Below are 22,390 nucleotides of genomic sequence, written 5' to 3'. Positions count from 1 at the left end.
TGACTGCGGGCCCGCACCCTTCGGGGTGCGGGCCCGCAGCCGTGTTCCCGGGACCCGCGGTGCGCGCCCGCGGGGCGCCGAGGCGGCCTCCCGCGCCCTGTGTGCGGGGAGGGAAACACGGGGGCATACGAACGACGGGCGGCGGCGTCGCCGAGCACGTCTGCGTGTACGAACTCGGCAAGGCGGGCTACGACTGCACGGTCCTGGAGGCCAGGAACCGTGCCAGCGACCGTACCGGCCGCCGCAACTCCACCCTCCGCGGCGGCCGTTCGACCACCGGCGGGTCTGGTGTGCCCGGCGACCGGCTCACCCGGGGCTCACCCACCCCCATGCCTGGCAGCACGGCGCATCGCCTCCGGCCCGCAAGGCGGTGACCGCGCTCCACACGCGCGTGCCGGGCGTCGTGAAGCCATGGGCACGGCCCGGCAGGGCAGTGAGAGGCATCGGACCGGAGCGACGGGCGCGGGCGGGAATGCCCGCGCCCTGGGGCCTGTTGAGCAGTACGGACACGAGGAGGAGCGGTCACAGTGCTTGATCCGCAGGGTTTGTACGCATGGGAGCCGAAGGGCCTCGCCGTGGTCGACACGGCACTCGCCCAGGAGTCGGCGGGCCTGGTCATGCTCTACCACTTCGACGGGTACATCGACGCCGGCGAGACCGGTGACCAGATCGTGGACCGGCTCCTCGACGCGCTCCCCCAGCAGGTTGTGGCCCGCTTCGACCACGACCGGCTCGTGGACTACCGCGCCCGCCGCCCGCTGCTCACCTTCCGGCACGACCGCTGGACCGACTACGAGGACCCCGGCCTCGACGTGCGCCTGGTCCAGGACGCCACGGGAGCGCCCTTCCTGCTGCTGTCCGGACCCGAGCCGGACGTGGAGTGGGAGCGCTTCGCCGTGGCCGTCCGGCAGATCGTGGAGCGGCTCGGCGTCCGCCTGTCCGTGAACTTCCACGGCATCCCCATGGGCGTGCCGCACACCCGCCCGGTGGGCCTCACCCCGCACGGCAACCGCACCGACCTCGTTCCCGGGCACCGCAGCCCCTTCGAGGAGGCACAGGTTCCCGGCAGCGCCGAGGCCCTGGTCGAGTACCGGCTCATGCAGGCCGGACACGACGTCCTGGGCGTCGCCGCGCACGTCCCGCACTACATCGCCCGCTCCGCGTACCCGGACGCCGCGCTGACGGTCCTGGAGGCCATCACGGCCGCCACGGGACTCGTACTGCCGGGCGTCGCGCACGCGCTGCGCACTCAGGCGCACCGCACGCAGACGGAGATCGAGCGGCAGATCCGGGAGGGCGACGAGGACCTCGTGGCGCTCGTGCAGGGCCTTGAGCACCAGTACGACGCCGCCGCCGGCGCCGAGACGCGCGGCAACATGCTCGCGGAGCCCGTCGAGATTCCGTCCGCGGACGAGATCGGGCGGGAATTCGAGCGCTTCCTGGCCGAACGCGAGGGCGACGGCTGAACGACCCGTGGCCGGGCACACGGTCCGGGCACACGGGCGGGCGGGCGCTCGGACGGCCGGACGCACGGCCTGCCGCGGTGCCGGTGGCAGGCCGTAGGCTTCCCGTCATGCTGAAGGTGGGCCTGACCGGCGGTATCGGTGCCGGCAAGAGCGAGGTGTCACGGCTGCTCGTGGAGTGCGGAGCCGTGCTGATCGACGCGGACCGCATCGCGCGCGAGGTCGTCGCGCCCGGAACCGCCGGGCTCGCGGCGGTCGTCGCGGCCTTCGGGGAGGACGTCCTCGCGCCGGACGGCAGCCTCGACCGTCCCAAGCTGGGCTCCGTCGTCTTCTCCGACCCCGAGAAGCTCGCCGCCCTGAACGCGATCGTGCACCCCCTGGTGGGCGCCCGCTCCCGCGAACTCGAATCCGCCGCGGCCGAGGACGCGGTGGTCGTCCACGACGTCCCCCTCCTGGCCGAGAACGGGCTCGCTCCTCTCTACGACGTCGTGGTCGTCGTCGACGCGAGCCCGGCCACCCAGCTCGACCGGCTCGTGCGCCTGCGCGGCATGACCGAGCAGGACGCACACGCGCGCATGGCCGCCCAGGCGGCGCGCGAGAAGCGCCTGGAGATCGCGGACATCGTCATCGACAACGACGTGCCCCTGGAGCAGCTGGAGCGGCGCGTCAGGGACGTATGGGCGGATCTCGTGCGAAGAGCCCACGGGTCGCAGGAATAGGGGTGGCCGCCGGGGGCGTTGAATCCCCGCAGCAAGGGAAGGACTCTGCCGTGCCCGAGACCAGCGATTCGGCCGGACGTACTCCGGAGACGCATGTCATCGACTTCCGTGCCGCGGAGCAGCTGCTCGCCGCGCGGGACCCGCGCGGTGCGGTGAAGCTGCTCGACGGCGTGATAGCCGCCCATCCCGAGAACACGGCCGCGCGCCTGCTGCGCGCGCGTGCCTTCTTCGCCGCGGCGCAACTGCGGCCCGCCGAACTGGAGTTCAGCATCGTGCTGGAGCGCGAGCCGGACAACGCGTTCGCGCACTTCGCGCTGGCCCGCACCTACGAGCGCCAGGCGCGTCCGGAGCAGGCCAGACGGCACTTCAGGCTGGCCGCAGCGCTCGACCCGAATCCGCAGTACCTGAAGGCGGCCCGCTTCGACGCGTAGCCCCGCACGCGGGACCGCGGCGCTCGCGGCCGCCGCCTAGGGGCGGCGATCCGGTGGCAGGTACGGCGGGATGTCCCGGCCCGGCTGCCAGTGGGGGCCCTGGCGGAGGTGGCGCACGATCACGGTCATGTCCATGGTGACGATCAGCCACAGCACACCGCACGCGGCGGCCCAGCCGGGCCGTCCGACGAGCGAGAACACGACCGTGCCGAACGTCGCCCAGACCAGCCCCCAGACGCTCAGCCACATGCGCGCCCGCAGGGCACTGCGCGCCGTCGTCGGTTCACTGCCGGTACGCATCGCCATCACCGCTCCTACGGGCAAACGTACTCTTCGGGGTGCAGGTTCACCACGACACGACGACGCGATCCGCGCACCGCGCACAGGCGGCGGCCGGATCCACGGGGGAGGTGAGGGTGCTGCTGGAGGCGCTGCGGGCGGACGCGAGGCTCGCCGACTGGCTGCGGGACCTGGAGAACGACGGGGAGGCGGGTGTGGAGGCCGTCCTGCCCGACGCGGACGAGCTGCCCGACGTCCTGCTCGACCTGTCCGTGCCCCACGAGGACATCAACGCGCTCGTCGCGCTGCGCGCCCGGTTCGGGCGGGACGCCGACACGATGACGCTGCTGTCACGCTGCCTCAGCCGCTTCGTACGGGACATGGGGGAGATCGGGAGGAGCTGGGAGCCGCCGCCCTTCCCCGAGTCGGCGGGGGAGTCCGGGCGGCTCTTCCACGTGTACCTCTTCGTCGCGGCGCTCCCGTACGTGCGCGCCTACCACCGGCAGCGCGGAATCCCCGACAAGGTGTCCCGGCGCACGCTCGCCGACCTCGGACGGCATGTCGCGGTGCACCGACGGCGGTGCGGCACCCCGGGGCTGCTGTTCCCCTGGTGGATCGCGCTGCCCTTCCACGGGGAGCTGTTCCAGCTGGGGCGGCTGCAGTTCCAGCGCGCTCGGCTGGGGCGGCGCACCGGGCGGGCGGCCGCCGCCGCAGGTCTCGGGCCGGGGCCCGGAGACCCCTGTCTGAGCGTGCACATCCCCGACTTCCGGGGCCCGCTCTCGCCGTCCGCCTGCGAGCGGTCCCTGGCGCTGGCCCGGGAGTTCTTCGCGCGTCACTATCCCGACGAGCACCACGAGATCGCCGTCTGCCACTCCTGGCTGCTGGATCCCCAGCTGAGGCGGTACCTGCCGGCCGACTCCAACACCATCCGCTTCCAGGACCGCTTCGAGGTCACCTCCGTGGAAACCGTCCCCGACGACGGGGCGCCCGTCGGCTTCGTCTTCGGCGACCCGGAGCTCGCGGTGGCGGAGCTGCCCCGGCGGAGCGGTGTCGAGCGGGCCGTGGGGGACCATCTGCGCGCCGGCGGGCACTGGTACGGAGCGCAGGGCTGGTTCGCGCTGTGACCGGTCACCGGGGTCCTGCGACACCGCACGTTTCACCTCATCGGGTGAACACGAAAGAGGAACGGAGCGCTGCGGGCGGCCCGTTGGACGGATATGAGCCCGAACATGCGAGAGGGATACGAGGGGACGGGGCCCGGCCCCATCACACCCGACGGCTGCGCGGTCGAGCTGTACGCGCGGCTGCCGGCCGGGGACGAGCCGGACATCATCGCCGCGGCCGTGCCCGCCGGCGCGCACATCCTGGAGCTGGGCAGCGGGGCGGGACGCATGACCCATCCGCTGCTGGAGCGCGGATTCACGGTCACGGCGGTGGACGAGTCGCGGGAGATGCTGGAGCGCGTGCGGGGGGCACGCACGATATGCAGTCCCATCGAGGCCCTCGACCTCGGCGAGACGTTCGACGTGGTGATGCTGGCGTCGTTCCTCGTGCACGCGGGGGACACCGGGGTGCGACAGGGCCTGCTGCGGGCGTGCGCCCGGCACGTGGCGGACGACGGGTGCGTGCTGGTCCAGCGCGAGGGAGAGGACTACCACACGAACGTACCGCGTGAGCGCGTCGACCCGAGCGGCCTCACGATACGGATCGTATCGGCGCGGCCGGTGGGGGACGGGGTCGACCTGGTCCGCGCCGAGTACGAGTTCCCGGACGCGACCTGGACTCAGACGTTCCTGTCGAGGCCGCTGAGCAGGGAGGAGTTCGAGGGGGCGCTCGCGGAGGCAGGGCTGGCCGTGGACCGGTACCTCACGCAGGACCGGATCTGGGTGAGGGCGGTGCTGCGGACGTAGAGGTGCCGGCAGGGGCAGTGGGGCAGTGGGGCAGTGGGGAACGGGCCTCGGGCGGAGAGAATCGGCGCGAAGCGATGAGTCCAGGCGTGCGGGCCGGTCTGCCTCTGTGACAGCACAGCACCGAGGACCTGCTTCCCACAGGAGAACCCCATGTCCGAGACCACCCCGCACAACACCCCTGCCGCCCCGTCGGTGCGCCACCACCACAGCCGTGGCCGGCGTGCCGAGATCTCGCTGCGTGCCCTGCAGATCGTCCTCGCGCTCTTCTACGGCGTCGCCAGCGCCTTGCCCAAGCTGATCGCGCACCCGTCCGCCGCCGAGTCCTTCGACAAGATCGGCTGGGGGAGCGCGGGGATGTACACCATCGGCACGCTCGAACTGGCCGGTGCGATCGCGCTGGTGATCCCGTTGCTGTCGTCGGTCGCGGCGGTGGCGCTGTCCGCGCTGATGGTGGGCGCGTTCATCGTGCAGCTCACCGTCTTCGACGGTCAGAACGCGGCGACCCCGCTGATCCTCATCGTGCCGCTGGCCGTGATCGCGTGGGCCCGACGGCACCGCACCGCGGACCTGGTACGCCTCGTACGCGGCAGGGCATAGCCAGGCACCGGGATGCGCCACGGCGCTCCGGTGCCCCGTCTTCCGCCCCCGGGGGAGCCGCCGCCTCCGGTCAGAGCCCGCCGGAGCCGTTCCGGCCGTCGGACCGACCCCGGCCTCCCGGGCGCCCCTGCCCTCCCGACCGGCTCTGGCCCCCCGACCGGCCCGGGGCGCCGTAGCCGCCCAAGCCGGCGGAGGGGCTGCCCGGTGCTGCTCCCAGACCGCGCAGACGCTCCATCTCGCGGCGGTCCCGCTTGGTGGGGCGGCCCATACCGCGATCACGGATTCCGGCCGGGGCCACGGCCTCGCGGGGCGGCGGGGGCGGGCTGTTGTCGACGTAGCACTGGACGGCCACGGGAGCCCCCACCCGCTTGCGGATCAGCCGCGTCACCACGACGACCCGCTCCCGGCCCTCGTGCCGCAGCCGCACCTCGTCACCGACCCGCACGGAGTACGCGGGCTTCACTCGCTCGCCGTTCACCCGCACATGCCCGCCCCGGCAGGCGGCGGCACCCATCGAACGCGTCTTCACGAGCCGCACGGACCAGATCCAGCTGTCGACGCGCACGCTCTCGCCGTTCGACGGACCGGCCGCCGCGGCGGCGGCCACCGCGGCCGCGGTCTTCGCGTCCCCGGCCTTCGTCCCGGCGGTCCCGGCGCCCCCGGACGCAGGCCCGCCGCTCCGCAGATCGCCGGCCTGCGCGCGGGCCGCGCCATGCGCGTCGCTCACCCGATCCTCCTCACCCGCGCCGGCCTCCCCGCGGTTCGCCTCCCCAGCCCGGCGCGCCCCGGCTCCCCGGCCCATCGCGGCCGCCGCCCCGGTCCCGCCGGCCCCGGCCGTCTTGTCGTCGTCCGCACCTTCAGCAGCCATGCTTCCGACCTTAGCCCCCTGAGCCGGCCGGCTCGGACCCGTTTTGCGCGCGACCCCACCGAGGCCCGCGCGCTCCCCCGCCGGGCCCTACGGTGGGGCCATGGACAGCAGCAGCCTCGCCGTGCTGGAGGAGCGGATCACCGGATGCCGGGCCTGCCCGCGCCTGGTCGCATGGCGTGAGGAGGTGGCCCGTACCAAGCGCGCCGCGTTCGCCGACCAGACCTACTGGGGCCGGCCGGTGCCGGGCTTCGGGCCGCCGGACGCCGGGCTGCTCGTCATCGGTCTGGCGCCCGCGGCCCACGGCGGCAACCGGACCGGGCGGATGTTCACCGGGGACCGGTCCGGTGACGTGCTGTACGCGGCCCTGCACGCCGTGGGACTGGCATCGCGGCCCACGTCGGTGGCCCCGGGCGACGGCCTCGAACTGCACGGGGTGCGCGTCACCTCGCCCGTGCACTGCGCCCCGCCCGCCAACAAGCCGACCCCCCGGGAGCGGGACGCCTGCAGGCCGTGGCTCGTACAGGAGCTGCGGCTGCTGCGGCCGTCCCTGCGGTCGGTGGTCGCGCTGGGCGCGTTCGGCTGGCAGTCCGCGCTGACCGCGCTCGCCGGGGCGGGCTGGACGGTGCCCCGGCCGCGTCCCGTCTTCGGGCACGGGGTCCGGGTGACGCTGGACGGGCTGGAGTTGTTCGGCTGCTTCCACGTCAGCCAGCGCAACACCTTCACGGGACGGCTCACCCCCGCGATGCTGCGGGACGTGCTGCGCACGGCGGCCGGGGCGGCGGCGCTGCCGGTCGCGCCGTAGTCCGGAATCTCCACCGACGTGCCGGCGTCGGCGGGCTACGGTGGGTGGTCGTGGCCGTGACGAAGGGGGAACGGTGGACGAACTGACGGAGCTCGCGGTGGCCGGTGCGACGACGCTGGTGGCACAGATGGTGACCGACGGGTGGGCGCAGGTCCGGGACCGGGTCGCCGCCTTACTCGCCCGCCGGCGCGCCGATGAGGAGGAGGCCGTCCAGGGGGAGTTGGAGCGTTCCCGCACGGTTCTGGTCGCCGCGAGGGAGGCGGGTGACGCCGAGACCGTGTCCGACGTCCAGGACGAGTGGCGCAGCCGGCTGCGCCGCACCCTGCGCAACGACCCGCAGGCTCTCGCCGAACTCCGGTCGCTGCTGGACGAGTTGGCGCCCGGGACGGACACCGGGGCCAGAGGGACCAACATCATCAGCGGCGGGGAGCAGCACGGCACGGTCATCCAGGTGAACAAGATGGGCGATCTGACCATCAAGGACGACCGCGGGCGAGCATGAACGACGAGACGTTCCTCGACGCGGTGGCCGACCGTCTCGCGGCCCTCCCCGGGGTCGGGGCCGTCGCGCTCGGCGGTTCCCGGGCGGAAGGCACCCACCGCCCGGACAGCGACTGGGACCTCGCCGTCTACTACCGGGGGCCGGACTTCGACCCCGCCGGCCTCCGGGCCGTCGGCTGGCCCGGCGAGGTCTCCGAGATCGGCGGCTGGGGCGGCGGAGTCTTCAACGGCGGGGCCTGGCTGACCGTCGAGGGCCGCCGAGTGGACGTCCACTACCGCGATCTCGACGTCGTGGAGCGGGAGCTGGCGGAGGCCGGGGAGGGCCGCTTCCACGTGGAGCCGCTGCTCTTCCATCTCGCCGGCATCCCCAGCTATCTGATCGTCGCCGAGCTGGCGGTCAACCGCGCGCTGCGGGGCACGCTCCCGCGCCCGGAGGCGTACCCGCGGAAGCTGCGCGCCTCCGCGGCCGAACGCTGGCGGGGAACGGCCCGTGCCACGCTCGCGTACGCGAAGGCCAACCACGCCCCGAAGTCCCGCCTCACCGAGGTCGCCGGCGCCCTCGCCACGGCGGCCGTGCAGGCCGGGCACGCGGCGCTGGCGGCACGCGGGCAGTGGGTGACGAACGAGAAGAGGCTGCTGGAGCGGGCCGGGCTGCGGCAGACGGACGCGCTCGTGGCGGGGCTGAGCGCCGAACCGGACACGCTCGCAAGGGCTCTGGCGTCGGGGGAGGACCTCTTCGAGAGCGTGCTCGCCTCCGCGGGGGAGACGGACGGCCGATAATCCTTCGAAACCCCGGCCGGCCCGCTGCTACGGTCTCGGCGTGGCGAAACTCAATCAGATCATCGCAGTCGAGAAGGGCATCAAGTCCAAGTCCCATCAGGACCTGACGGCCGCTCACCACGGGCTGCAGAAGCCCGCGTTGCTGGCCGGGATCTCGCGTACGTACCAGCCGAAGGACGAAGAGGGCGAGCAGCTGCCGCCCGAGTCCACGCGGGTTCAGGTCAAGGCCGAGGACGTGCTGCGGCAGACCGCGGCGACCCTTACGCGGCTGTTCGACGTGACCGCCACGAAGGACTGGGCCAACTGCTCCGCCACCGCGGATGTGACGGTCGACGGGCGCGTGCTCATCGCCGACGTCCCGGTGGCGTATCTGCTCTTCCTGGAGAAGCAGCTCGTCGACCTCATCACGTTCGTCCGCAAGCTGCCGGTCCTCGACGCCTCCGAGTCCTGGGTGCAGGACCCGTCCACCGACTCCTGGAAGACGGAGCCGGTACGGACCGTGCGCACGAAGAAGGTGCCCCGCAACCACGTCAAGGCCGAGGCCACCGACAAGCACCCCGCCCAGGTCGAGGTGTACTACGAGGACGTGCCCGTCGGATACTGGACGACGGTGAAGTTCTCCGGCGCACTGCCCGCGCGGCGCGTGAACGAGCTCCTCGACCGGGCGGAGAAGCTGCAGCAGGCCGTCAAGTTCGCCCGGGAGGAGGCGAACGGCGCGGACGTCGTCGACCAGCGCGTCGGGGACGCCGTGTTCGGCTACCTGTTCGGGTAGCCTCAGGAACTCCCCGGCCACCGTGCACGACGGCCGGGGTGCGCGAGGAGCGCAAGCTGAAGCTGAAGCTTGTCGTGACGGCGCGGTTCGAGTGGAGGTTCGAGTCCTCCCCGCGGCACAGATCCTTGCCGCGGTAGCCCAATCCGGCAGAGGCAGACCGCGATCAATCTCAGACTCTCGCTCCAGACTCAGCATTCGCCGCCGATCGCCGGATCGACCGGGCCCAGGCCCCGGGACGCCGAATTGCTGGTTCAAGTCCAGCCCGCGCAGCTCGATGCGCGGTGGTCCAAAGGCAGGACGCGGCGACATGACGACTGACCTGGGTCCTCAAGCGTGCCGGCGTGCCCACATGGGCGGCATTACAGGGCCCGGGGGCCGGCTACGCCCTCGGGCCCGCCTTCGTCAGCCCAGGGCCACGGCCCGAAGAGCGCTGCCGTGCGCCGGCCTTCGAACTCCCCGCCCGCGGCCGCCATACGGACGGCATGGACCCAGCGGGCGGTTGCCGCCACGCCACCGCGAACCGCTCGCCGTACTCCTCGACGAACTCGCAGAGCGGCGCAGGCACACCGGACCCGGCGCCGGCGGCAGCCCAGGCCCGCCGCCGGCCGTATGACACGGTGACGGCGCCGACGGGCCCCGTACGGTGGGGTTCATGACGCCGACCCCGGCCGACCGGCCGCCCGCTCCCGCCGACCTCGTCATCACCGGCTGCACCGTCCTCGTGCACGACGAGCACGAGCGGATCGGCTTCGCGGAGGACGCCGCGATCGTCGTCCGGGACGGAACGGTGGAATCGGTGACGCCCGCCGGGGACGTACACGACCGCCCCGCGGCCGAACGCATCGACGCACGCGGCCAGGTGGCGCTGCCCGGACTGATCAACTGCCACACACACTCCCCGATGGCCGCCCTGCGAGGGATCGCCGAGGACCTGCCCGTGGCGGAGTGGTTCAACGACCGCATCTGGCCCATCGAGGCCAACCTCACCGCCAGGGACGTGGAACTGGGCGCCCGGCTCGCCTGCGCGGAGATGATCCGCGGTGGCGTCACCTGTTTCGCCGACCATTACTTCTCCATGGACGTCGTCGCCGCCGTCGTGGCCGGCAGCGGACTGCGCGCGCACCTGGGCGAGGCGTACTTCTCCTCGCAGGGCCCGCGAGGGCGTGAGAGGTCGCTGGAGTTCGCGCTGCGCCACCGGGGCGCCGCCGGCGGCCGCATCACCACCGCGCTCGCCCCGCACGCCCCGTACACCGTGCACGACGCGGACCTGGCCGCCACCGCCGCGCTCGCCCGCGAGCACGGCCTGGCCGTGCACATCCACGCCGCCGAGAACCGTGAGCAGACCGACACCAGCCTGGCGCGGCACGGCCGTACACCGATCGAGGTCCTGGAGGCCGCCGGACTCCTCGACACGGACCTGCTCATCGCGCACGGCACCGGGATCGTCGAGCGGGACCTGCCCGTGCTGGAGCGGGCGGCCGGGGACGTGGCCGTGGCGACCGCGCCCCGCGGCTACCTCAAGTTCGCCTGGCCCACCACGACCCCGGTACGGGCCCTGCGCGCCATCGGCGTCCCGGTGGGACTCGCCACGGACGGCGCCGCCTCCAACAACTCGCTGGACGTCTGGGAGTCCATGGCGCTGACCTCCCTGGCACAGAAGTCCGCCGAGGGCGACCCACGCTGGCTGACCTCACGTCAGGCCCTGCACCACGCCACGCTGCAGAGCGCCCGTGCCGTCGGGCTCGGTGAGCGTATCGGCAGCATCGCCCCGGGACGCCGCGCGGACATCGTGCTGGTCGACCTCACCGGACCGCACACCCAGCCCGTCCACGACCTCGCCGCCACCCTCGTGCACAGCGCCCGAGCGGCGGACGTCCGCACCACCGTCGTCGACGGGCGCGTCCTCATGCGCGACCGCGAGCTGCTGACCGTCGACGTCCCGGCCACCGTGCGGGAGCTGGGCCAGCGGCTGCCCGCGCTCGTCGACCGCGGCCACGGCACGCGGATCCAGGAGTACGACACCTGATCGCCCCGGCATCCGGCCCGGACCCATCTTGCCGACATGAGTGTCTGGAAAACGGCCTATGATGCTGACACCACCGTCGGCAAGATGCCGGCGGGTGCGAGTCATGAGGTGGTGGTTTCCCGTGGTGTACACGGTGATGAACCGGATCGACGTCCCCGCCGAACGGGCGGCGGCGTTCGAGGAGCGTTTCACGCAGAGCATGAACCAGACGCTGCACGGTGTGGTGGGCCTGGTCGGCGCACGGCTGCTGCGCCCGCGCACGGCCGGTGCCCCGTATGTCGCGGTCATGGAGTTCACGTCGGAGGACGCCTTCGCGGCCTGGAGGGAGTCGGAGTCCTTCCGCGCCGCGCACGGCGGGGCGTCCGGCGGAGCCGGCCAGGGCGCGGCCGGTGTGGTCGAGGCGTTCGACACCGTCGCCGCCGTCGGCGCCTGAGCCGAAGGCGGAGTGGTTCGATGTTTCTCGCTCTGCGCGACCTGCGGTTCGCCCGCGGTCGTTTCGCCCTCGTCGGTGCCGTGGTCGCGTTGATCGCGGTGCTGGGTGTGATCCTCTCGGGTCTGGCCAGCGGCCTGGCCGACGCCGGAGTCTCCGCGCTGCGCACGCTCCCGGTGACGCACATGGCCTTCGACAAGTCGGCCACCGGTGAACTGTTCTCCCGCTCCACCGTCACCGCACGCACCTGGCAGACATGGGCGGCCCAGCACGGAGTCACCCGGGCCGAGCCCTTCGGCAACCAGCTCGTCCACGCCCGGACGGCCGGCACCCCGGACGGCGCCAGGCAACTGGACCTCGCGGTCTTCGGCGTGCAACCGGGCGGGTTCCTGGCTCCCGCCCCACTGACCGGCAAGCCGCTGACCGCCCGCGCCGACGGCATCCTCATCAGCCAGGAGATCGCCAAGGAAGGCGTCAAGGTCGGCGACCGGCTGATCGCCGGGCAGGCGGGCACCCCGCTGACCGTCGTCGGCACCGTCGGCCACGCCTCCTTCGGGCACGTCGGCGTCGTCTACGCGCCCCTGCCCCTGTGGCAGCGGCTCCACTACGGGCTCTCCGGCCCCCTCCCGGAGGCGGCCACCCGGCAGGCGACCACCGTGGCGCTGCAACTCGCCCCCGGTGCCGACGTCCAGGCGATCGACCGCCGGCTCGGCACCCACACCGTGGACAAGGCCGGCACCTACAACGCCTCTCCCGGGTATGCGGCCGAGTCCAGCACCATGACCCTGATCCGCGGCTTCCTCTACGCCATCTCCGCCCTGGTCGTAGGCTCGTTCTTCACGGTCTGGACCATCCAGCGCGGCCAGGAGATCGCCCTGCTGAAGGCGATCGGGGCCGGCACCGGGTACATCCTGCGCGACGCGCTGACCCAGGCCGCCGTCGTCCTCATAGCCGCGACCGCCGCCGGGACCGCGGTGGGCGTGGCCCTGGGCAGCGCCATGAGCGGTTCCGCGCCGTTCTCCCTGCGCGCCCCACAGGTCGCCGCCGCGGCCGCCCTGCTCATCGTCCTCGGCCTCGCCGGCGCCGCCGTCGCCGTACGCCGCATCACCCGCGTCGAAGCCCTGACCGCGCTCGGAGCACACCGATGAACACGCCCGCAACCGACACCCTCAGCACCGACCCGGACCCGGGCGGGACCGCGACGCTGCGACTGGCCGACGTCACCGTGCTCCTGGGCAGCGGCGACCAGCAGGTCACCGCCCTCGACGAGGTCACCCTGGAGGTGCGGCCCGGCGAGTTCGTCGCCGTGGTCGGCCCCTCGGGCTCCGGCAAGTCGACCCTGCTGGCCGTCACCGGCGGACTCCAGGTCCCCACCCGGGGCCGGATCCACGTCGCCGGAGCCGACCTGACCACGCTCAAGGAGAAGCAGCGCACCGCCCACCGGCGCCGCCACATCGGTTACGTCTTCCAGCACGCCAACCTCCTCGCCTCGCTCACCGCCCGCGAGCAACTGCTGCTCCCGGCGCATCTCGGCGGGCGGCTCGACGCGGCGGCCCGCGCGCGGGCGGACGAACTCCTGACCGCGGTGGGGATGGCCGAACGCGCCGGCCACCGTCCGCACCAGCTCTCCGGAGGTGAGCGCCAGCGCGTGGGGCTGGCCCGCGCCCTGATGCCGGCTCCGGACGTCCTGCTCGTCGACGAGCCGACCTCTGCCCTCGACCGTGCCCGCGCCAGGGACGTCGTCGACCTGCTCGCCGAGCAGACCCGCGCCCACAACACCGCGACGGTCATGGTCACCCACGACACCGAGATAATGGATGCGGCCGACCGGGTCCTGACCCTCCGCGACGGCCGTCTGAGCTGAACCGTTCCCAGCCGCGAGGAGCTGCCGCACGATGCCCAAGATCAGCGCCGCCACCGTTGCCGAGCACCGCGCCCAGCAACGCGCCGCGCTGGTCCGGGCCGCCGTCGACATCCTCGTCGAACAGGGCGCCGCCGGCGTCACACCGGCGGCGGTCGGCGCCCGCGCGGGCCTGGCCCGCTCCAGCTTCTACCAGTACTTCCCGTCCGGCGCCGCGCTCATCGCCGCCATCGTCGAGGACTCCTTCACCGAGGCGGACGCCGCCGTCGGCCAGGCCCTGGACGGGATCGAGGGGCCCCTGGCGCGCATCGACGCCTACATCACCGCCGAACTGCACCTCGCCGCGACGGGGATGCACCGCCCGGCCACCGCCCTGATGCACGCCGACCTGCCCCCCGAGTGCCGCAACCGGGTCCACGAACTGCACCAGCAGCACGCCGCCCCCCTGCTGGCCGCGATCGCCGAGCGGGACCCGGTGGACCCCGAGCTGACCGCGCGGCTGATCGGCGGCCTCCTCCAGGCCGCCATGGGCGCCGTCGAGCAGGGCGCCCGGCCCGCCGACGTCATCGGCCGCACCCTCGATCTGATCCACCACGGCATCGGGTCCGCCGGCTGACGGCCCGTGTCGAATGGGTCTCAGTACCGTCACGGCACGAGCCGTTCACCCCGGAGAAGGCGTTTGACTCTACGAGCCGATCCGGACCGGCCGACGGACCGGGAGCGAGGCCACAAGGAGGTACAGGGTGAACGGGCGAACGGTGCTGGCGCGCTTTCCCGCCGGCGGGCCGCGCGGCTCGTGGCCGGCGGAGGAGTACGCGCAGGCGCGCCGCCTGGAGGGGCAGCCCGCGGAGGTTGTCATGGACCTCGCGACCGACGCGTTCCTGGTGATCGTCCGGGGGGCCGACGCCGCCGAGTGAGCCGTCCCTCAGCTCAGCCGGCCTCAGCCGGACTCCCGGAAGGGAACCTTCGCCGCGAACTGCTCCGCGCCTGCGGCGCGTACAGCTCCGCGTACACGCCGCCCGACGCGAGCAGGTCGTCCGGGGCGCCGGACTCGACGAGGCACCCCTGCTCCAGGACGTACGCCGGCCGGTGCGTGATGAGGATCACCGTCTGGCCCGAGCCCGCCGGCGCCCGGATCTTCTCGAAGACCTCCGGCTCGGCCCGGGCGTCGAGGGCCGCCGTGGGCTCGTCCACGATCAGAATCTGTCCGTGCCGGTAGGCGGCCCGCGCGATACCCAGCCGTCCTGGGCTCCGGCCTGGGCGACCGAGGAGGCGAGACGCTCTTCGGTGAGGGGAGCGGTCGTACGCCCGACCGCGACGTCGACGCGCGCCGTGCACGGCCACCGTTGGAAGTCCTGCGCCACCATCGCGATGGGCTCGGCGAGCCGCTGCCGGTCGGCGGACGCCGCGTCGACGTCGTCCCACAGGATCCGGCCGCGGTCGGGCGCGTAGAGCCCGGCGAGGAGCTCGACCAGCGCCGTCTACGCGTCAGCACGGAGTTGACCGCCAGCAGAGTCACCGCCTGCGCGACGCCGCGGCCCGCCTCGGCGCCCAACGAGCCGGGCGGCCGGCCGGTCCGCCTGCCAGGCGAGCCGGAAGCTCGCCGCCAGCAGCGACGGCAGCCGGGCGACCACGGCCCGGAAGTTCAGCTCCAGGAACGCGTCGGAGTGCTGCGACCAGCCCGTGTCGCAGCGCAGCGGACCGCCGAAGAGCAGTGACTCCGACTCGGACGTCGGCAGCCCCGTCTCATCGGCATTCTTCTAGCCGGACTTCTTCGCGCCGGACTTCTTCGCCACGCATGACTTCCCCCGAGTGCGGACGAACGAGATCTCCCCAGGGAGGCAGCTCGTCCCCCGCCCCGGCGACGGAGTTTCGGTACGAGCGGCGGTCTTCGGGCAGGGGAGGCCGCGGGGCGCACGCGCCTCATACGCGGTGGCCGGACGGCCGTACCGTCACGCGCTGAGCGGACGCGACCACGCCGGCGTCGTGCCCGTGATGCGGCACAGTGCCAGATAGAGGGGGATGGGCGGGGTGTAGGGGACGGTGCCGTCCGGCCGGTGGATGAGCCCGGGGGTGCCCGGCGCGTGCGGCACGAGCGCTCCCGTGGCGTACCGCGCGGGCGCCGGCCATTCCAGCGCGACATCGGAGTCCGACGGCACGATCCACCACCAGTCGGCCGGGTCGGCGTACACGCACCCCACCCGCGGCAGCCGGGGCAGCAGCAGGGGGCCGTAGTGGGCGGGCACGGCCACCGCGTCGAAGCCGAGCGGAACGGCCATGTCCTCGGGCAGGGGGAGGCGTCTGGACACCGTCGCGGACGTCCGCTGTGCCCGCCGGAGGCGGACCAGCGAGTCCAGGGTCAGGACCTGCGCGGTCCCGGGTCCTGTGGCCTGCGTACCCCTCACACCCATGCGGTCCCCGTTCCGCGGGGCGCCCCGGCCCCGGAACCCCGGTTGTCCGCCGGGGGTTTCTTGGCGCTCCAGCCCAGGTCGGAGCGGGCGCCTCCGTCCGCCGGCGGCTTCTTCGCGCTCCAGCCGAGGTCGGACCGCGCGGCGGTGTCCTCGGTCGCCCGGGACCTGTCGCCGGAACACGACAGGTCCCGGGACGGCTGCGCGGCGCGAGGCCGTTCGCCGGACGCCGGCTGCTCGGCCTCCCGGGCCAGCTCGGCCCAGACCACGAGCCCGGGGCCCGCCTCCTGGGCCCCCCAGGCCCGGCACAGGGCCGAGACGAGAAGCAGTCCCCTTCCGTGCTCCTCCTCGGGGCGCTGCGGGGCGGGGTGCGGCTCGCCCGGAGCGCAGCCCTCGTCGCGCACGGCTATGCGCACCAGGCCGTCTTCGTCGTGCAGTTCGCAGACGACGAACTCCCCGGCGGTGTGCACGATCGCGTTGGTGACCAGTTCGGACACCACCAAGGCGGCCGCGTCGCACGTGTCTTCGCACACCTCCCAGCCGGACAGCCGGGCACGCGTCAGCCGGCGGGCCCGTGCGACGGAGCCCGGTTGCGCGGCCAGTTCGAAGCGGAACCGGCGCTCGGCGGCCGCGCCGGGGCGCAACCCTGGGGCGCGGACCGGCCCGAACCGGTCCGCGGCGTCTGTTCCTAACGGCGCGGACGGAATCACGCTTGCCACTATCTCCCCGGCGTGAACACTTGGCAAGGGCCACTCTGAAAATTGCAGAGTGCGGTGTGACGCGGTGAAGGGCCGTGGCACACTGCTCGCAACAATGCGCCGGGCGACGGCAGTTAAGGTTTCAAGTACAGGTCGTCAGGCCCCGCGCCCGCCCGAGGACCTTGTGGATCGCAGGCCAACCCGGGCGCGGAGGCGGTGCGAAGAGGGCCGGGCACGGCGTCGTCGTGCAGAGCGCCGGAACACCGGAGGACGGGAGGAGGTGTGAGATGAGCGAGCCGCGATCGGCGCCGACGGTGGGTCAGGTCGTCCTCGGGCGACGCCTGTCGGACCTGCGCGAGCGCGCGGGCCTCAAGCGGGAGGAGGCCGCGGCCATCCTGCGTGTCGCCCCCGCCACCGTCCGCCGCATGGAGACCGCGGAGGTCGGTCTCAAGATCCCGTATCTGCAACTGCTGCTCAAGGCGTACGGGGTGGGCGACGAGGAGGCCGACGCATTCGTCCGGCTGGCCGAGGAGGCCAACAGACCGGGCTGGTGGCAGCGGTTCCACGACATCCTGCCGGGCTGGTTCTCGATGTACGTCAGCCTGGAGGGCGCGGCCGGACTCATCCGCCAGTACGAGCCCCACTTCGTGCCCGGCATCATGCAGACCGAGGAGTATGCCCGGGGTGTCCTGAGGTCGGGCGCCATCGGGCAGACAAGACCCGAGGACATCGAACGCCACGTGGCGTTGCGCATGCAGCGCCAGGAGCTGCTCACGCGTGACGACGCTCCCCACATCTGGGCCGTGATGGACGAGACCGCGCTGCGCCGTCCGGTCGTCGGCCCGGAGGTCATGCGCGCCCAGGTCGACAGGCTGCTGGAGATCATGAAGCTGCCCCATGTGACGCTGCAGGTGCTCGAGTTCTCCTCGGGCCCGCACCCCGGCACCTACGGGCCCTTCGTACTGTTCCGATTTGCCATGTCAGAACTGCCGGACATGGTCTACAGCGAGTACCTGACCGGTGCCGTCTACCTGGACGCGCGCGCCGAGGTGGCGACCCACCTCGAGGTCATGGACCGCATGGCGGCCCAGGCCGCTACGGCACAACGCACGAAGGAGATCCTCGGGGATCTCCGCAAGGAGCTGTGAATGGAACGCATCACGCCGCGCAAGCGCGTCTACAACGGCATGCCCTCCCGCGAACTGGGCAGCGAGGGCTGGCACAAGCCGTGGAGCGGAGGCAACGGCGGCAACTGCCTGGAGGCGATGAAGCTCGCCGACGGCCGGATAGCCGTCCGCCAGTCCACCGACCCGGACGGGCCCGCGCTGATCTACACCTCCGCGGAGATGACCGCGTTCATCGAAGGGGCCAAGGCCGGGGAGGCGGACTTCCTGCTCTCCTGACTCCCGTGTTCTGCGTGCCCCGCACGCACGTTGATATCCACACCCCTGACTTGGCATTCACTTGAGTACTGATTCCCCCCACAGGCGCACGGAGTTCCTCATGACCGGGCAGGAACCCGCCCGGGACGCCGTGGCCGTCGACACCGGCGAGCGCCACCCGGTTTGCGTGCACGACTGGCACCCCGGCGGCGCTCGCGTCGTCCACCGCGACAACGACCCCCGCCGTGGCTGCCCACGCGGAGGCGCTGCTGCGCGGCACGTCCACGGCGGTGACCGCGTCTCTGCGGGCCGATGTGCGCGACCCGGCCGCCGTCGCCGTCATGGAGGGCGGCCAAGCAGGTCCTGGACCTCGACCGGGACCCTGCGCCGTGGGACGCCTGCGCGTGCGCCGGACGTCCCACGGTGCTCTGGGGGCGCACGGCGCCGTCGGGGGCCGTAACGCGTTCGCAGGGAGGCGTACTGCGCCGTCTGGCGTACGCACTGCGCCGTCTGGCGTACGCACTGCGCCGTCCGCCGCCGACGGCCGTCGTACGGGGGCTGCCGGGAGCCGCCGGGCTTCCGGCTCTGGCGGGGCCGGCAGGGTTCGGTGCCGGCCCGGGCGGCGGACGGCCGGTCACCGGCGGGCGCGGTCCCGGCTACACCCTCATCGGCCGGTCGTACGGACCGATCGGCGCCTGAAGGCGCGACGCACCGCCCGTGAGCCGCCGGTCCACCGCCGCCGCGACCGCCCGTCCCTCGGCGATCGCCCAGACGATCAGCGACTGCCCGCGCGCGGCGTCCCCGGCGGCGTACACGCCGGGGACGTTCGTCGCGAAGTCCGCGTCCCGCGCGATCCTCCCGCGCCCGTCGAGCGCGAGCCCGAGCTGTTCGATCAGCCCGTCCCCGTGGTCGGGTCCGCAGAAGCCCAGCGCGAGCAGCACGAGGTCGGCGCGGAGCGTCCGCCCGCTGCCCGGCAGCGGCCGCCGCCGCTCGTCCACCTCGACCAGGTGCAGCGCCCGTACATGCCCGCCGGCATCCCCCGTGAAGCGGAGCGTGGACGCCGCGAAGAGCCGCGCGTCCGTGTCCGCCGCGGGCGCCGACCGCAGATCGCGCGCCTCTTCGTGCGCTGCGGACAACCGGTAGATCTTCGGATACGTCGGCCACGGCTCGGTGTCCTCGTTCCGCTCCGGCTCCGGCTGCGGATAGATGTCGAGCTGGGTCACGGACGCGGCCCCCTCGCGCACCGCCGTGCCGAGGCAGTCGGCACCGGTGTCCCCGCCGCCCACGATCACGACGTGCTTCCCCGCCGCCGACAGCGGTGAGACACCGAGGTCCCCCTCGCACACCCGGTCGGCCAGCGGCAGGTACTCCATCGCCTGCTGGATCCCGGCCAGCTCCCGCCCGGGCACCCGCAGTTCCCGCCAGGCGGTGGCGCCGGTCGCGATCACCACGGCGTCGTACCGCGCCCGCAACTCGGCGGCCCCGATCTCCTGCCCTATGGCCGTCGACGTACGGAACTTCGTCCCCTCGGCGCGCATCTGCTCCAGCCGCCGGTCGAGATGCCGCTTCTCCATCTTGAACGCCGGTATCCCGTAGCGCAGCAGCCCTCCGGCGCGGTCCGCCCGCTCGTACACCGCCACCGTGTGCCCGGCGCGCGTGAGCTGCTGGGCCGCCGCGAGGCCCGCGGGCCCCGATCCGACCACCGCGACGGTCCGCCCCGACAGCCGCTCCGGCGGACGCGGCGGCACGAACCCCTCCTCCCAGGCGCGGTCCGCGATGGCCACCTCCACGTTCTTGATGGTGACCGCGGGCTGGTTGATGGCGAGCACGCACCCCGCCTCGCACGGCGCCGGACACAACCGCCCCGTGAACTCGGGGAAGTTGTTCGTGGCGTGCAGCCGGTCGCCGGCCGCCCGCCAGTCCTCGCGCGAGACCAGGTCGTTCCACTCGGGGATGAGATTCCCGAGCGGGCAGGCCTCGTGGCAGAAAGGGATCCCGCAGTCCATGCAGCGATTCGCCTGCCTGCTGATGATCGGCAGCAGCGCACCCGGGACGTACACCTCGTTCCAGTCCCGCACCCGCTCCTCGACGGGCCTGCGGGGCCATTCCTCCCGGGGCGTGGTCAGGAAACCCTTGGGATCGGCCATGACCGTCCCCCTTGCTACGCATACGGGACCGTCTCGTGCCACGATACGACGTCATCGCACGGGCCGCGCCCCTCGTCACCGGGGCGTCTGCGTGGGCCTCGGGGCTAACTGAGGGCCAGGGCGTAGCACACTGCCGCTCCGGCCGACGCGACCGTGCGGACGTGGTTCCACAGGGTCCACTCGCTCACGTAGGTGCGCCAGTACACGGCCGCCTCGGGGGACCCGGGGTCCATCCGCAGGAGCGCCTCGTTGCGGGGCACGTTCGCGACCGCCGTCACACCGAACCCGCCGATCAGATACAGGGCGCTGCCCGTCAGCAGTCCGACCGTGCCGTCGTCGGGCCACAGCACGAACGTCACCACGGCGAGGACGGCGCAGACCACGGCCGACCCCAAGAACACGATCATGAACGCCGGTGACACGGCGGCCCTGTTGATCGCGTTCATCGCGGCCACACCCTGGGCGGGCGGCAGCGAGCCGAGCCCCTTCATCACAAAGGTCGAGAACCCGCAGAACACCCCTGCCGTCAGCCCGGTGCCGAGCACCCCCAGCACGGTCAGTACGAAGTACGGCCCATCGATCATGTCGGCTCCCGCGTCGATCCCCCGGAACCCGGAGATCCTTCCCGCCCCGGCCCATCACTACAAGTGAAGCCCGGTATCGGATCGGTGACCATACGCGGCCGGTGCGGGCGCATGCGCAAGCGTCCACCGGGCCCGTCTCGCCCCGGACCGCGGCCGTCACGGGCTCCGGCGACAGCGCCCGGCGACAGCGCCCGGCCCGCGGCGCACACCGTCAGTTCTCGCGAGGTCGCCCCCCATAGAGCCGTTGACGGCCTTTCGCGCTCATACCCGTCCAGTGGGAACGACCCAGTGCGATCATGGATTTCCAGGACCTGTTCCGTTTGAAGGGCATCTCGAAGATCCGCGAGAACAGCCATGCCCAAAGCATCGAAACCGGCAGGGCCAGGAGAAGCGTGAACCAGAACGTCGGCAGGCCGGACGGTACGAAATGCGGGGCCACCCGGCGAATCACGGCCATGACGATCGGGAGATGGACCAGGTACAGGCTGTAGGAGAAGCCGCCGAGGCTCCGAACGGGGCGCGCGGTCAGGAGCCGTACGAGGACGGCGGGTCTGCCCGTGGCGACCGCGGCGAGCAGCATCGTCATGGCCGGAGCAATGGAGAGATCCACCCAGAAGTAGTGGTGCACCGTCCACACGGAACCCCGGATGACGCAGAGAGCCAGGACAGGCATGGCGGCCAGGACGGCGAACCGTCCCCACGGCAGGCGCCGGACTCTGTCCGACGCAACGACGACCCCTGCGCCCATCATCCCTGCAACGAACACGGGGGCCAGATGCGGAGCCAGCCAGTTGTCTCCCTCCACGGGGGATGCGTCTGCCGCCGTCAGGCCACGGGCGATCACCGGAAGTGTCACGCAGGCGACCAGGACCACCGCGCTCCACCGCCGCCGAACAAAAAGGAGGAGGGGGAAGAGGGCATAGAGTTCGGCCTCTACTCCGATCGACCAGAATGCGCCGTTCGGTGTGGGGGCGGTGAACACGTCCTGGGCAACGAGGCCGTACACCAGCATGGACGCGCCGGTAGGTGGTCCGAAGCGCGAAGCCGGCACCACGAACCAGGACATGACCAGGCTCATCGCCAGCGCCGCCCAGTAGGGAGGCAGGATGCGCCAGGCGCGCCGGCGCAGGAACCGGGCGGCGCCGTCCGACCGCCAACCGTGACGCGCCGGGGAGATCGCCAGGGAGAAGCCGGACAGCACCAGAAAGAAGACGACGGCGACGCGCCCGAACATCAGCACGTCCAGCCACGGAGGCGCCGAACTGTCGGGATAACCGGGGAACGTGTACAACCAGCAGTGGAACAGGACCACATAGAGTGCCGCCAGGCCGCGGAGACCATCCAGGCCCAGCATGTGCCGGCGGACGTGTGCTTCGCTCGCCCTCTCCTCCTGCCCTGCGGGGGCGGCCAGGCCGAGAGCGCCGCTGACCGGATGGCTCGGATCCACTGGAATCGTCCAATCCTTTCCGGGCCCCGCGTCTGCCGCACGCCGCCGAAGCCCAGGCAGTGGCCGCACGATGCAACCTGCGACAGGCGCATGCCCCGCCGACCCGTTTCCCCGGCGGTGCGCCGGGCGGCACGGTGCCACCCACAGTGACTGGTACGTGGCGTTCGGCTGAGCAGTTCAACCGAGTCCCACCCGTGCCCTCAGGGCCTACAGTGCGACGCCGGATGCGGCAGGCCGCGGCCCCGGCGCGATGTCGCGGGCGGGGCCCGGCAGCCGCCGTGCCGG

General features: G+C 72.9%; 25 protein-coding genes and 1 pseudogene. 18 read left to right on the top strand and 8 right to left on the bottom strand.

Features of this window, described 5'->3' with window-relative positions; genetic code table 11:
* Positions 1-527 precede the first annotated feature (527 nt).
* The 3 genes from ACZ79I_RS09240 (at position 528) to ACZ79I_RS09230 (ending at position 2,613) form a co-directional block, all read left to right on the top strand.
* The gene (locus tag ACZ79I_RS09240) at positions 528-1,466 is read left to right on the top strand and encodes a PAC2 family protein (protein ID WP_471495909.1); all 939 of its coding nucleotides are present in this window, start codon (positions 528-530) and stop codon (positions 1,464-1,466) included.
* 107 nt (positions 1,467-1,573) lie between these two features.
* Positions 1,574-2,182 (top strand): dephospho-CoA kinase, encoded by a 609-nt coding sequence (gene coaE, locus ACZ79I_RS09235; protein WP_471495907.1) that lies wholly within the window; start codon positions 1,574-1,576, stop codon positions 2,180-2,182.
* Between the two features lie 50 nt (positions 2,183-2,232).
* The gene (locus ACZ79I_RS09230; protein ID WP_381078546.1) at positions 2,233-2,613 is read left to right on the top strand and encodes a tetratricopeptide repeat protein; all 381 of its coding nucleotides are present in this window, start codon (positions 2,233-2,235) and stop codon (positions 2,611-2,613) included.
* Positions 2,614-2,649: 36 nt separating this feature from the next.
* On the opposite strand, the gene ACZ79I_RS09225 is transcribed toward ACZ79I_RS09230, so the two are convergent.
* The gene (locus tag ACZ79I_RS09225) at positions 2,650-2,919 is read right to left on the bottom strand and encodes a DUF6343 family protein (RefSeq protein WP_471495905.1); all 270 of its coding nucleotides are present in this window, start codon (positions 2,917-2,919) and stop codon (positions 2,650-2,652) included.
* Positions 2,920-3,029: 110 nt separating this feature from the next.
* Here ACZ79I_RS09225 and ACZ79I_RS09220 point away from each other — a divergent pair, with 110 nt between their 5' ends.
* The 3 genes from ACZ79I_RS09220 to ACZ79I_RS09210 all read left to right on the top strand — a co-directional run bounded on the left by ACZ79I_RS09220 (position 3,030) and on the right by ACZ79I_RS09210 (position 5,399).
* On the top strand, positions 3,030-4,016 hold the full coding sequence (locus ACZ79I_RS09220; protein WP_471504839.1) for an acyltransferase domain-containing protein: 987 nt from the start codon (positions 3,030-3,032) through the stop codon (positions 4,014-4,016).
* Between the two features lie 105 nt (positions 4,017-4,121).
* A complete protein-coding gene (locus tag ACZ79I_RS09215; RefSeq protein WP_471495903.1) occupies positions 4,122-4,802 on the top strand; it encodes a class I SAM-dependent methyltransferase in 681 nt (226 codons plus the stop codon).
* 150 nt (positions 4,803-4,952) lie between these two features.
* Positions 4,953-5,399, top strand: coding sequence for a DoxX family protein (locus ACZ79I_RS09210; RefSeq protein WP_471495901.1), 447 nt, complete (start codon positions 4,953-4,955; stop codon positions 5,397-5,399).
* 70 nt (positions 5,400-5,469) lie between these two features.
* Here ACZ79I_RS09210 and ACZ79I_RS09205 read toward each other — a convergent pair whose 3' ends face one another.
* Positions 5,470-6,267, bottom strand: coding sequence for an RNA-binding S4 domain-containing protein (locus ACZ79I_RS09205; RefSeq protein WP_471495899.1), 798 nt, complete (start codon positions 6,265-6,267; stop codon positions 5,470-5,472).
* 100 nt (positions 6,268-6,367) lie between these two features.
* Here ACZ79I_RS09205 and ACZ79I_RS09200 point away from each other — a divergent pair, with 100 nt between their 5' ends.
* From ACZ79I_RS09200 to ACZ79I_RS09155, 10 genes are all read left to right on the top strand, one after another.
* Positions 6,368-7,069, top strand: a complete 702-nt coding sequence (locus tag ACZ79I_RS09200) for a uracil-DNA glycosylase (RefSeq protein ID WP_471495897.1) — start codon at positions 6,368-6,370, stop codon at positions 7,067-7,069.
* Between the two features lie 73 nt (positions 7,070-7,142).
* Positions 7,143-7,571, top strand: a complete 429-nt coding sequence (locus ACZ79I_RS09195; RefSeq protein WP_471495895.1) for a hypothetical protein — start codon at positions 7,143-7,145, stop codon at positions 7,569-7,571.
* The gene (locus tag ACZ79I_RS09190) at positions 7,568-8,350 is read left to right on the top strand and encodes a nucleotidyltransferase domain-containing protein (protein WP_471495893.1); all 783 of its coding nucleotides are present in this window, start codon (positions 7,568-7,570) and stop codon (positions 8,348-8,350) included. Before ACZ79I_RS09195 ends, ACZ79I_RS09190 begins: the two co-directional genes overlap by 4 nt.
* A gap of 40 nt (positions 8,351-8,390) precedes the next feature.
* On the top strand, positions 8,391-9,122 hold the full coding sequence (locus tag ACZ79I_RS09185; RefSeq protein ID WP_471495891.1) for a DUF7873 family protein: 732 nt from the start codon (positions 8,391-8,393) through the stop codon (positions 9,120-9,122).
* Between the two features lie 652 nt (positions 9,123-9,774).
* The gene (locus tag ACZ79I_RS09180; RefSeq protein ID WP_471495889.1) at positions 9,775-11,148 is read left to right on the top strand and encodes an amidohydrolase; all 1,374 of its coding nucleotides are present in this window, start codon (positions 9,775-9,777) and stop codon (positions 11,146-11,148) included.
* A gap of 121 nt (positions 11,149-11,269) precedes the next feature.
* Positions 11,270-11,581: an antibiotic biosynthesis monooxygenase family protein gene (locus tag ACZ79I_RS09175; protein WP_471495887.1), complete on the top strand. Its 312-nt coding sequence runs from the start codon at positions 11,270-11,272 to the stop codon at positions 11,579-11,581.
* A 20-nt stretch (positions 11,582-11,601) separates the two neighbouring features.
* The gene (locus tag ACZ79I_RS09170) at positions 11,602-12,726 is read left to right on the top strand and encodes an ABC transporter permease (protein ID WP_471495885.1); all 1,125 of its coding nucleotides are present in this window, start codon (positions 11,602-11,604) and stop codon (positions 12,724-12,726) included.
* Positions 12,723-13,442 (top strand): ABC transporter ATP-binding protein, encoded by a 720-nt coding sequence (locus ACZ79I_RS09165; RefSeq protein ID WP_471495883.1) that lies wholly within the window; start codon positions 12,723-12,725, stop codon positions 13,440-13,442. Before ACZ79I_RS09170 ends, ACZ79I_RS09165 begins: the two co-directional genes overlap by 4 nt.
* Before the next feature lie 31 nt (positions 13,443-13,473).
* Positions 13,474-14,055: a TetR/AcrR family transcriptional regulator gene (locus ACZ79I_RS09160; protein ID WP_471495881.1), complete on the top strand. Its 582-nt coding sequence runs from the start codon at positions 13,474-13,476 to the stop codon at positions 14,053-14,055.
* A 127-nt stretch (positions 14,056-14,182) separates the two neighbouring features.
* Positions 14,183-14,356: a hypothetical protein gene (locus ACZ79I_RS09155; protein ID WP_381078591.1), complete on the top strand. Its 174-nt coding sequence runs from the start codon at positions 14,183-14,185 to the stop codon at positions 14,354-14,356.
* A 23-nt stretch (positions 14,357-14,379) separates the two neighbouring features.
* Here the strand turns inward: ACZ79I_RS09155 and ACZ79I_RS09150 are convergent.
* From ACZ79I_RS09150 to ACZ79I_RS09140, 3 genes and pseudogenes are all read right to left on the bottom strand, one after another.
* Positions 14,380-14,920: pseudogene (locus ACZ79I_RS09150) on the bottom strand (ATP-binding cassette domain-containing protein); the annotation flags it as partial.
* 471 nt (positions 14,921-15,391) lie between these two features.
* Positions 15,392-15,850: a hypothetical protein gene (locus ACZ79I_RS09145; protein WP_471495879.1), complete on the bottom strand. Its 459-nt coding sequence runs from the start codon at positions 15,848-15,850 to the stop codon at positions 15,392-15,394.
* Complete coding sequence (locus ACZ79I_RS09140; protein WP_471495877.1) at positions 15,841-16,566, bottom strand: ATP-binding protein; 726 nt, start codon at positions 16,564-16,566, stop codon at positions 15,841-15,843. Before ACZ79I_RS09140 ends, ACZ79I_RS09145 begins: the two co-directional genes overlap by 10 nt.
* A 266-nt stretch (positions 16,567-16,832) precedes the next feature.
* Here ACZ79I_RS09140 and ACZ79I_RS09135 point away from each other — a divergent pair, with 266 nt between their 5' ends.
* Both ACZ79I_RS09135 and ACZ79I_RS09130 read left to right on the top strand, forming a co-directional pair.
* Positions 16,833-17,693 (top strand): helix-turn-helix domain-containing protein, encoded by an 861-nt coding sequence (locus tag ACZ79I_RS09135; protein ID WP_471495875.1) that lies wholly within the window; start codon positions 16,833-16,835, stop codon positions 17,691-17,693.
* Positions 17,694-17,948 carry a DUF397 domain-containing protein gene (locus tag ACZ79I_RS09130; protein ID WP_471495873.1) on the top strand — a complete coding sequence of 85 codons (255 nt, stop codon included), beginning with the start codon at positions 17,694-17,696 and terminating at the stop codon, positions 17,946-17,948.
* A gap of 635 nt (positions 17,949-18,583) precedes the next feature.
* On the opposite strand, the gene ACZ79I_RS09125 is transcribed toward ACZ79I_RS09130, so the two are convergent.
* The 3 genes from ACZ79I_RS09125 to ACZ79I_RS09115 form a co-directional block, all read right to left on the bottom strand.
* Entirely contained in the window at positions 18,584-20,074 is a 1,491-nt protein-coding gene (locus tag ACZ79I_RS09125; RefSeq protein ID WP_471495871.1) for a glutamate synthase subunit beta, read from the bottom strand.
* Between the two features lie 104 nt (positions 20,075-20,178).
* Positions 20,179-20,658, bottom strand: a complete 480-nt coding sequence (locus tag ACZ79I_RS09120; protein ID WP_471495869.1) for an anthrone oxygenase family protein — start codon at positions 20,656-20,658, stop codon at positions 20,179-20,181.
* Positions 20,659-20,869: 211 nt separating this feature from the next.
* Positions 20,870-22,105: an acyltransferase family protein gene (locus ACZ79I_RS09115; RefSeq protein WP_471495867.1), complete on the bottom strand. Its 1,236-nt coding sequence runs from the start codon at positions 22,103-22,105 to the stop codon at positions 20,870-20,872.
* Between the last annotated feature and the right edge of the window lie 285 nt (positions 22,106-22,390).

The sequence above is a fragment of the Streptomyces sp. PSU-S4-23 genome, from assembly GCF_055632315.1.
Note: the sequence above shows the minus strand (reverse complement) of the source record. Positions and strands in the feature narration are given on the sequence as shown.

Excerpts from the sequence above, each read along its gene's own strand:
- coaE (WP_471495907.1), top strand. The coding sequence starts at position 1,574 with ATGCTGAAGGTGGGCCTGACCGGCGGTATCGGTGCCGGCAAGAGCGAG.
- ACZ79I_RS09225 (WP_471495905.1), bottom strand. The coding sequence starts at position 2,919 with ATGGCGATGCGTACCGGCAGTGAACCGACGACGGCGCGCAGTGCCCTG.
- ACZ79I_RS09215 (WP_471495903.1), top strand. The coding sequence starts at position 4,122 with ATGCGAGAGGGATACGAGGGGACGGGGCCCGGCCCCATCACACCCGAC.
- ACZ79I_RS09210 (WP_471495901.1), top strand. The coding sequence starts at position 4,953 with ATGTCCGAGACCACCCCGCACAACACCCCTGCCGCCCCGTCGGTGCGC.
- ACZ79I_RS09205 (WP_471495899.1), bottom strand. The coding sequence starts at position 6,267 with ATGGCTGCTGAAGGTGCGGACGACGACAAGACGGCCGGGGCCGGCGGG.
- ACZ79I_RS09200 (WP_471495897.1), top strand. The coding sequence starts at position 6,368 with ATGGACAGCAGCAGCCTCGCCGTGCTGGAGGAGCGGATCACCGGATGC.
- ACZ79I_RS09190 (WP_471495893.1), top strand. The coding sequence starts at position 7,568 with ATGAACGACGAGACGTTCCTCGACGCGGTGGCCGACCGTCTCGCGGCC.
- ACZ79I_RS09180 (WP_471495889.1), top strand. The coding sequence starts at position 9,775 with ATGACGCCGACCCCGGCCGACCGGCCGCCCGCTCCCGCCGACCTCGTC.
- ACZ79I_RS09170 (WP_471495885.1), top strand. The coding sequence starts at position 11,602 with ATGTTTCTCGCTCTGCGCGACCTGCGGTTCGCCCGCGGTCGTTTCGCC.
- ACZ79I_RS09165 (WP_471495883.1), top strand. The coding sequence starts at position 12,723 with ATGAACACGCCCGCAACCGACACCCTCAGCACCGACCCGGACCCGGGC.
- ACZ79I_RS09160 (WP_471495881.1), top strand. The coding sequence starts at position 13,474 with ATGCCCAAGATCAGCGCCGCCACCGTTGCCGAGCACCGCGCCCAGCAA.
- ACZ79I_RS09145 (WP_471495879.1), bottom strand. The coding sequence starts at position 15,850 with ATGGGTGTGAGGGGTACGCAGGCCACAGGACCCGGGACCGCGCAGGTC.
- ACZ79I_RS09135 (WP_471495875.1), top strand. The coding sequence starts at position 16,833 with ATGAGCGAGCCGCGATCGGCGCCGACGGTGGGTCAGGTCGTCCTCGGG.
- ACZ79I_RS09130 (WP_471495873.1), top strand. The coding sequence starts at position 17,694 with ATGGAACGCATCACGCCGCGCAAGCGCGTCTACAACGGCATGCCCTCC.
- ACZ79I_RS09125 (WP_471495871.1), bottom strand. The coding sequence starts at position 20,074 with ATGGCCGATCCCAAGGGTTTCCTGACCACGCCCCGGGAGGAATGGCCC.
- ACZ79I_RS09120 (WP_471495869.1), bottom strand. The coding sequence starts at position 20,658 with ATGATCGATGGGCCGTACTTCGTACTGACCGTGCTGGGGGTGCTCGGC.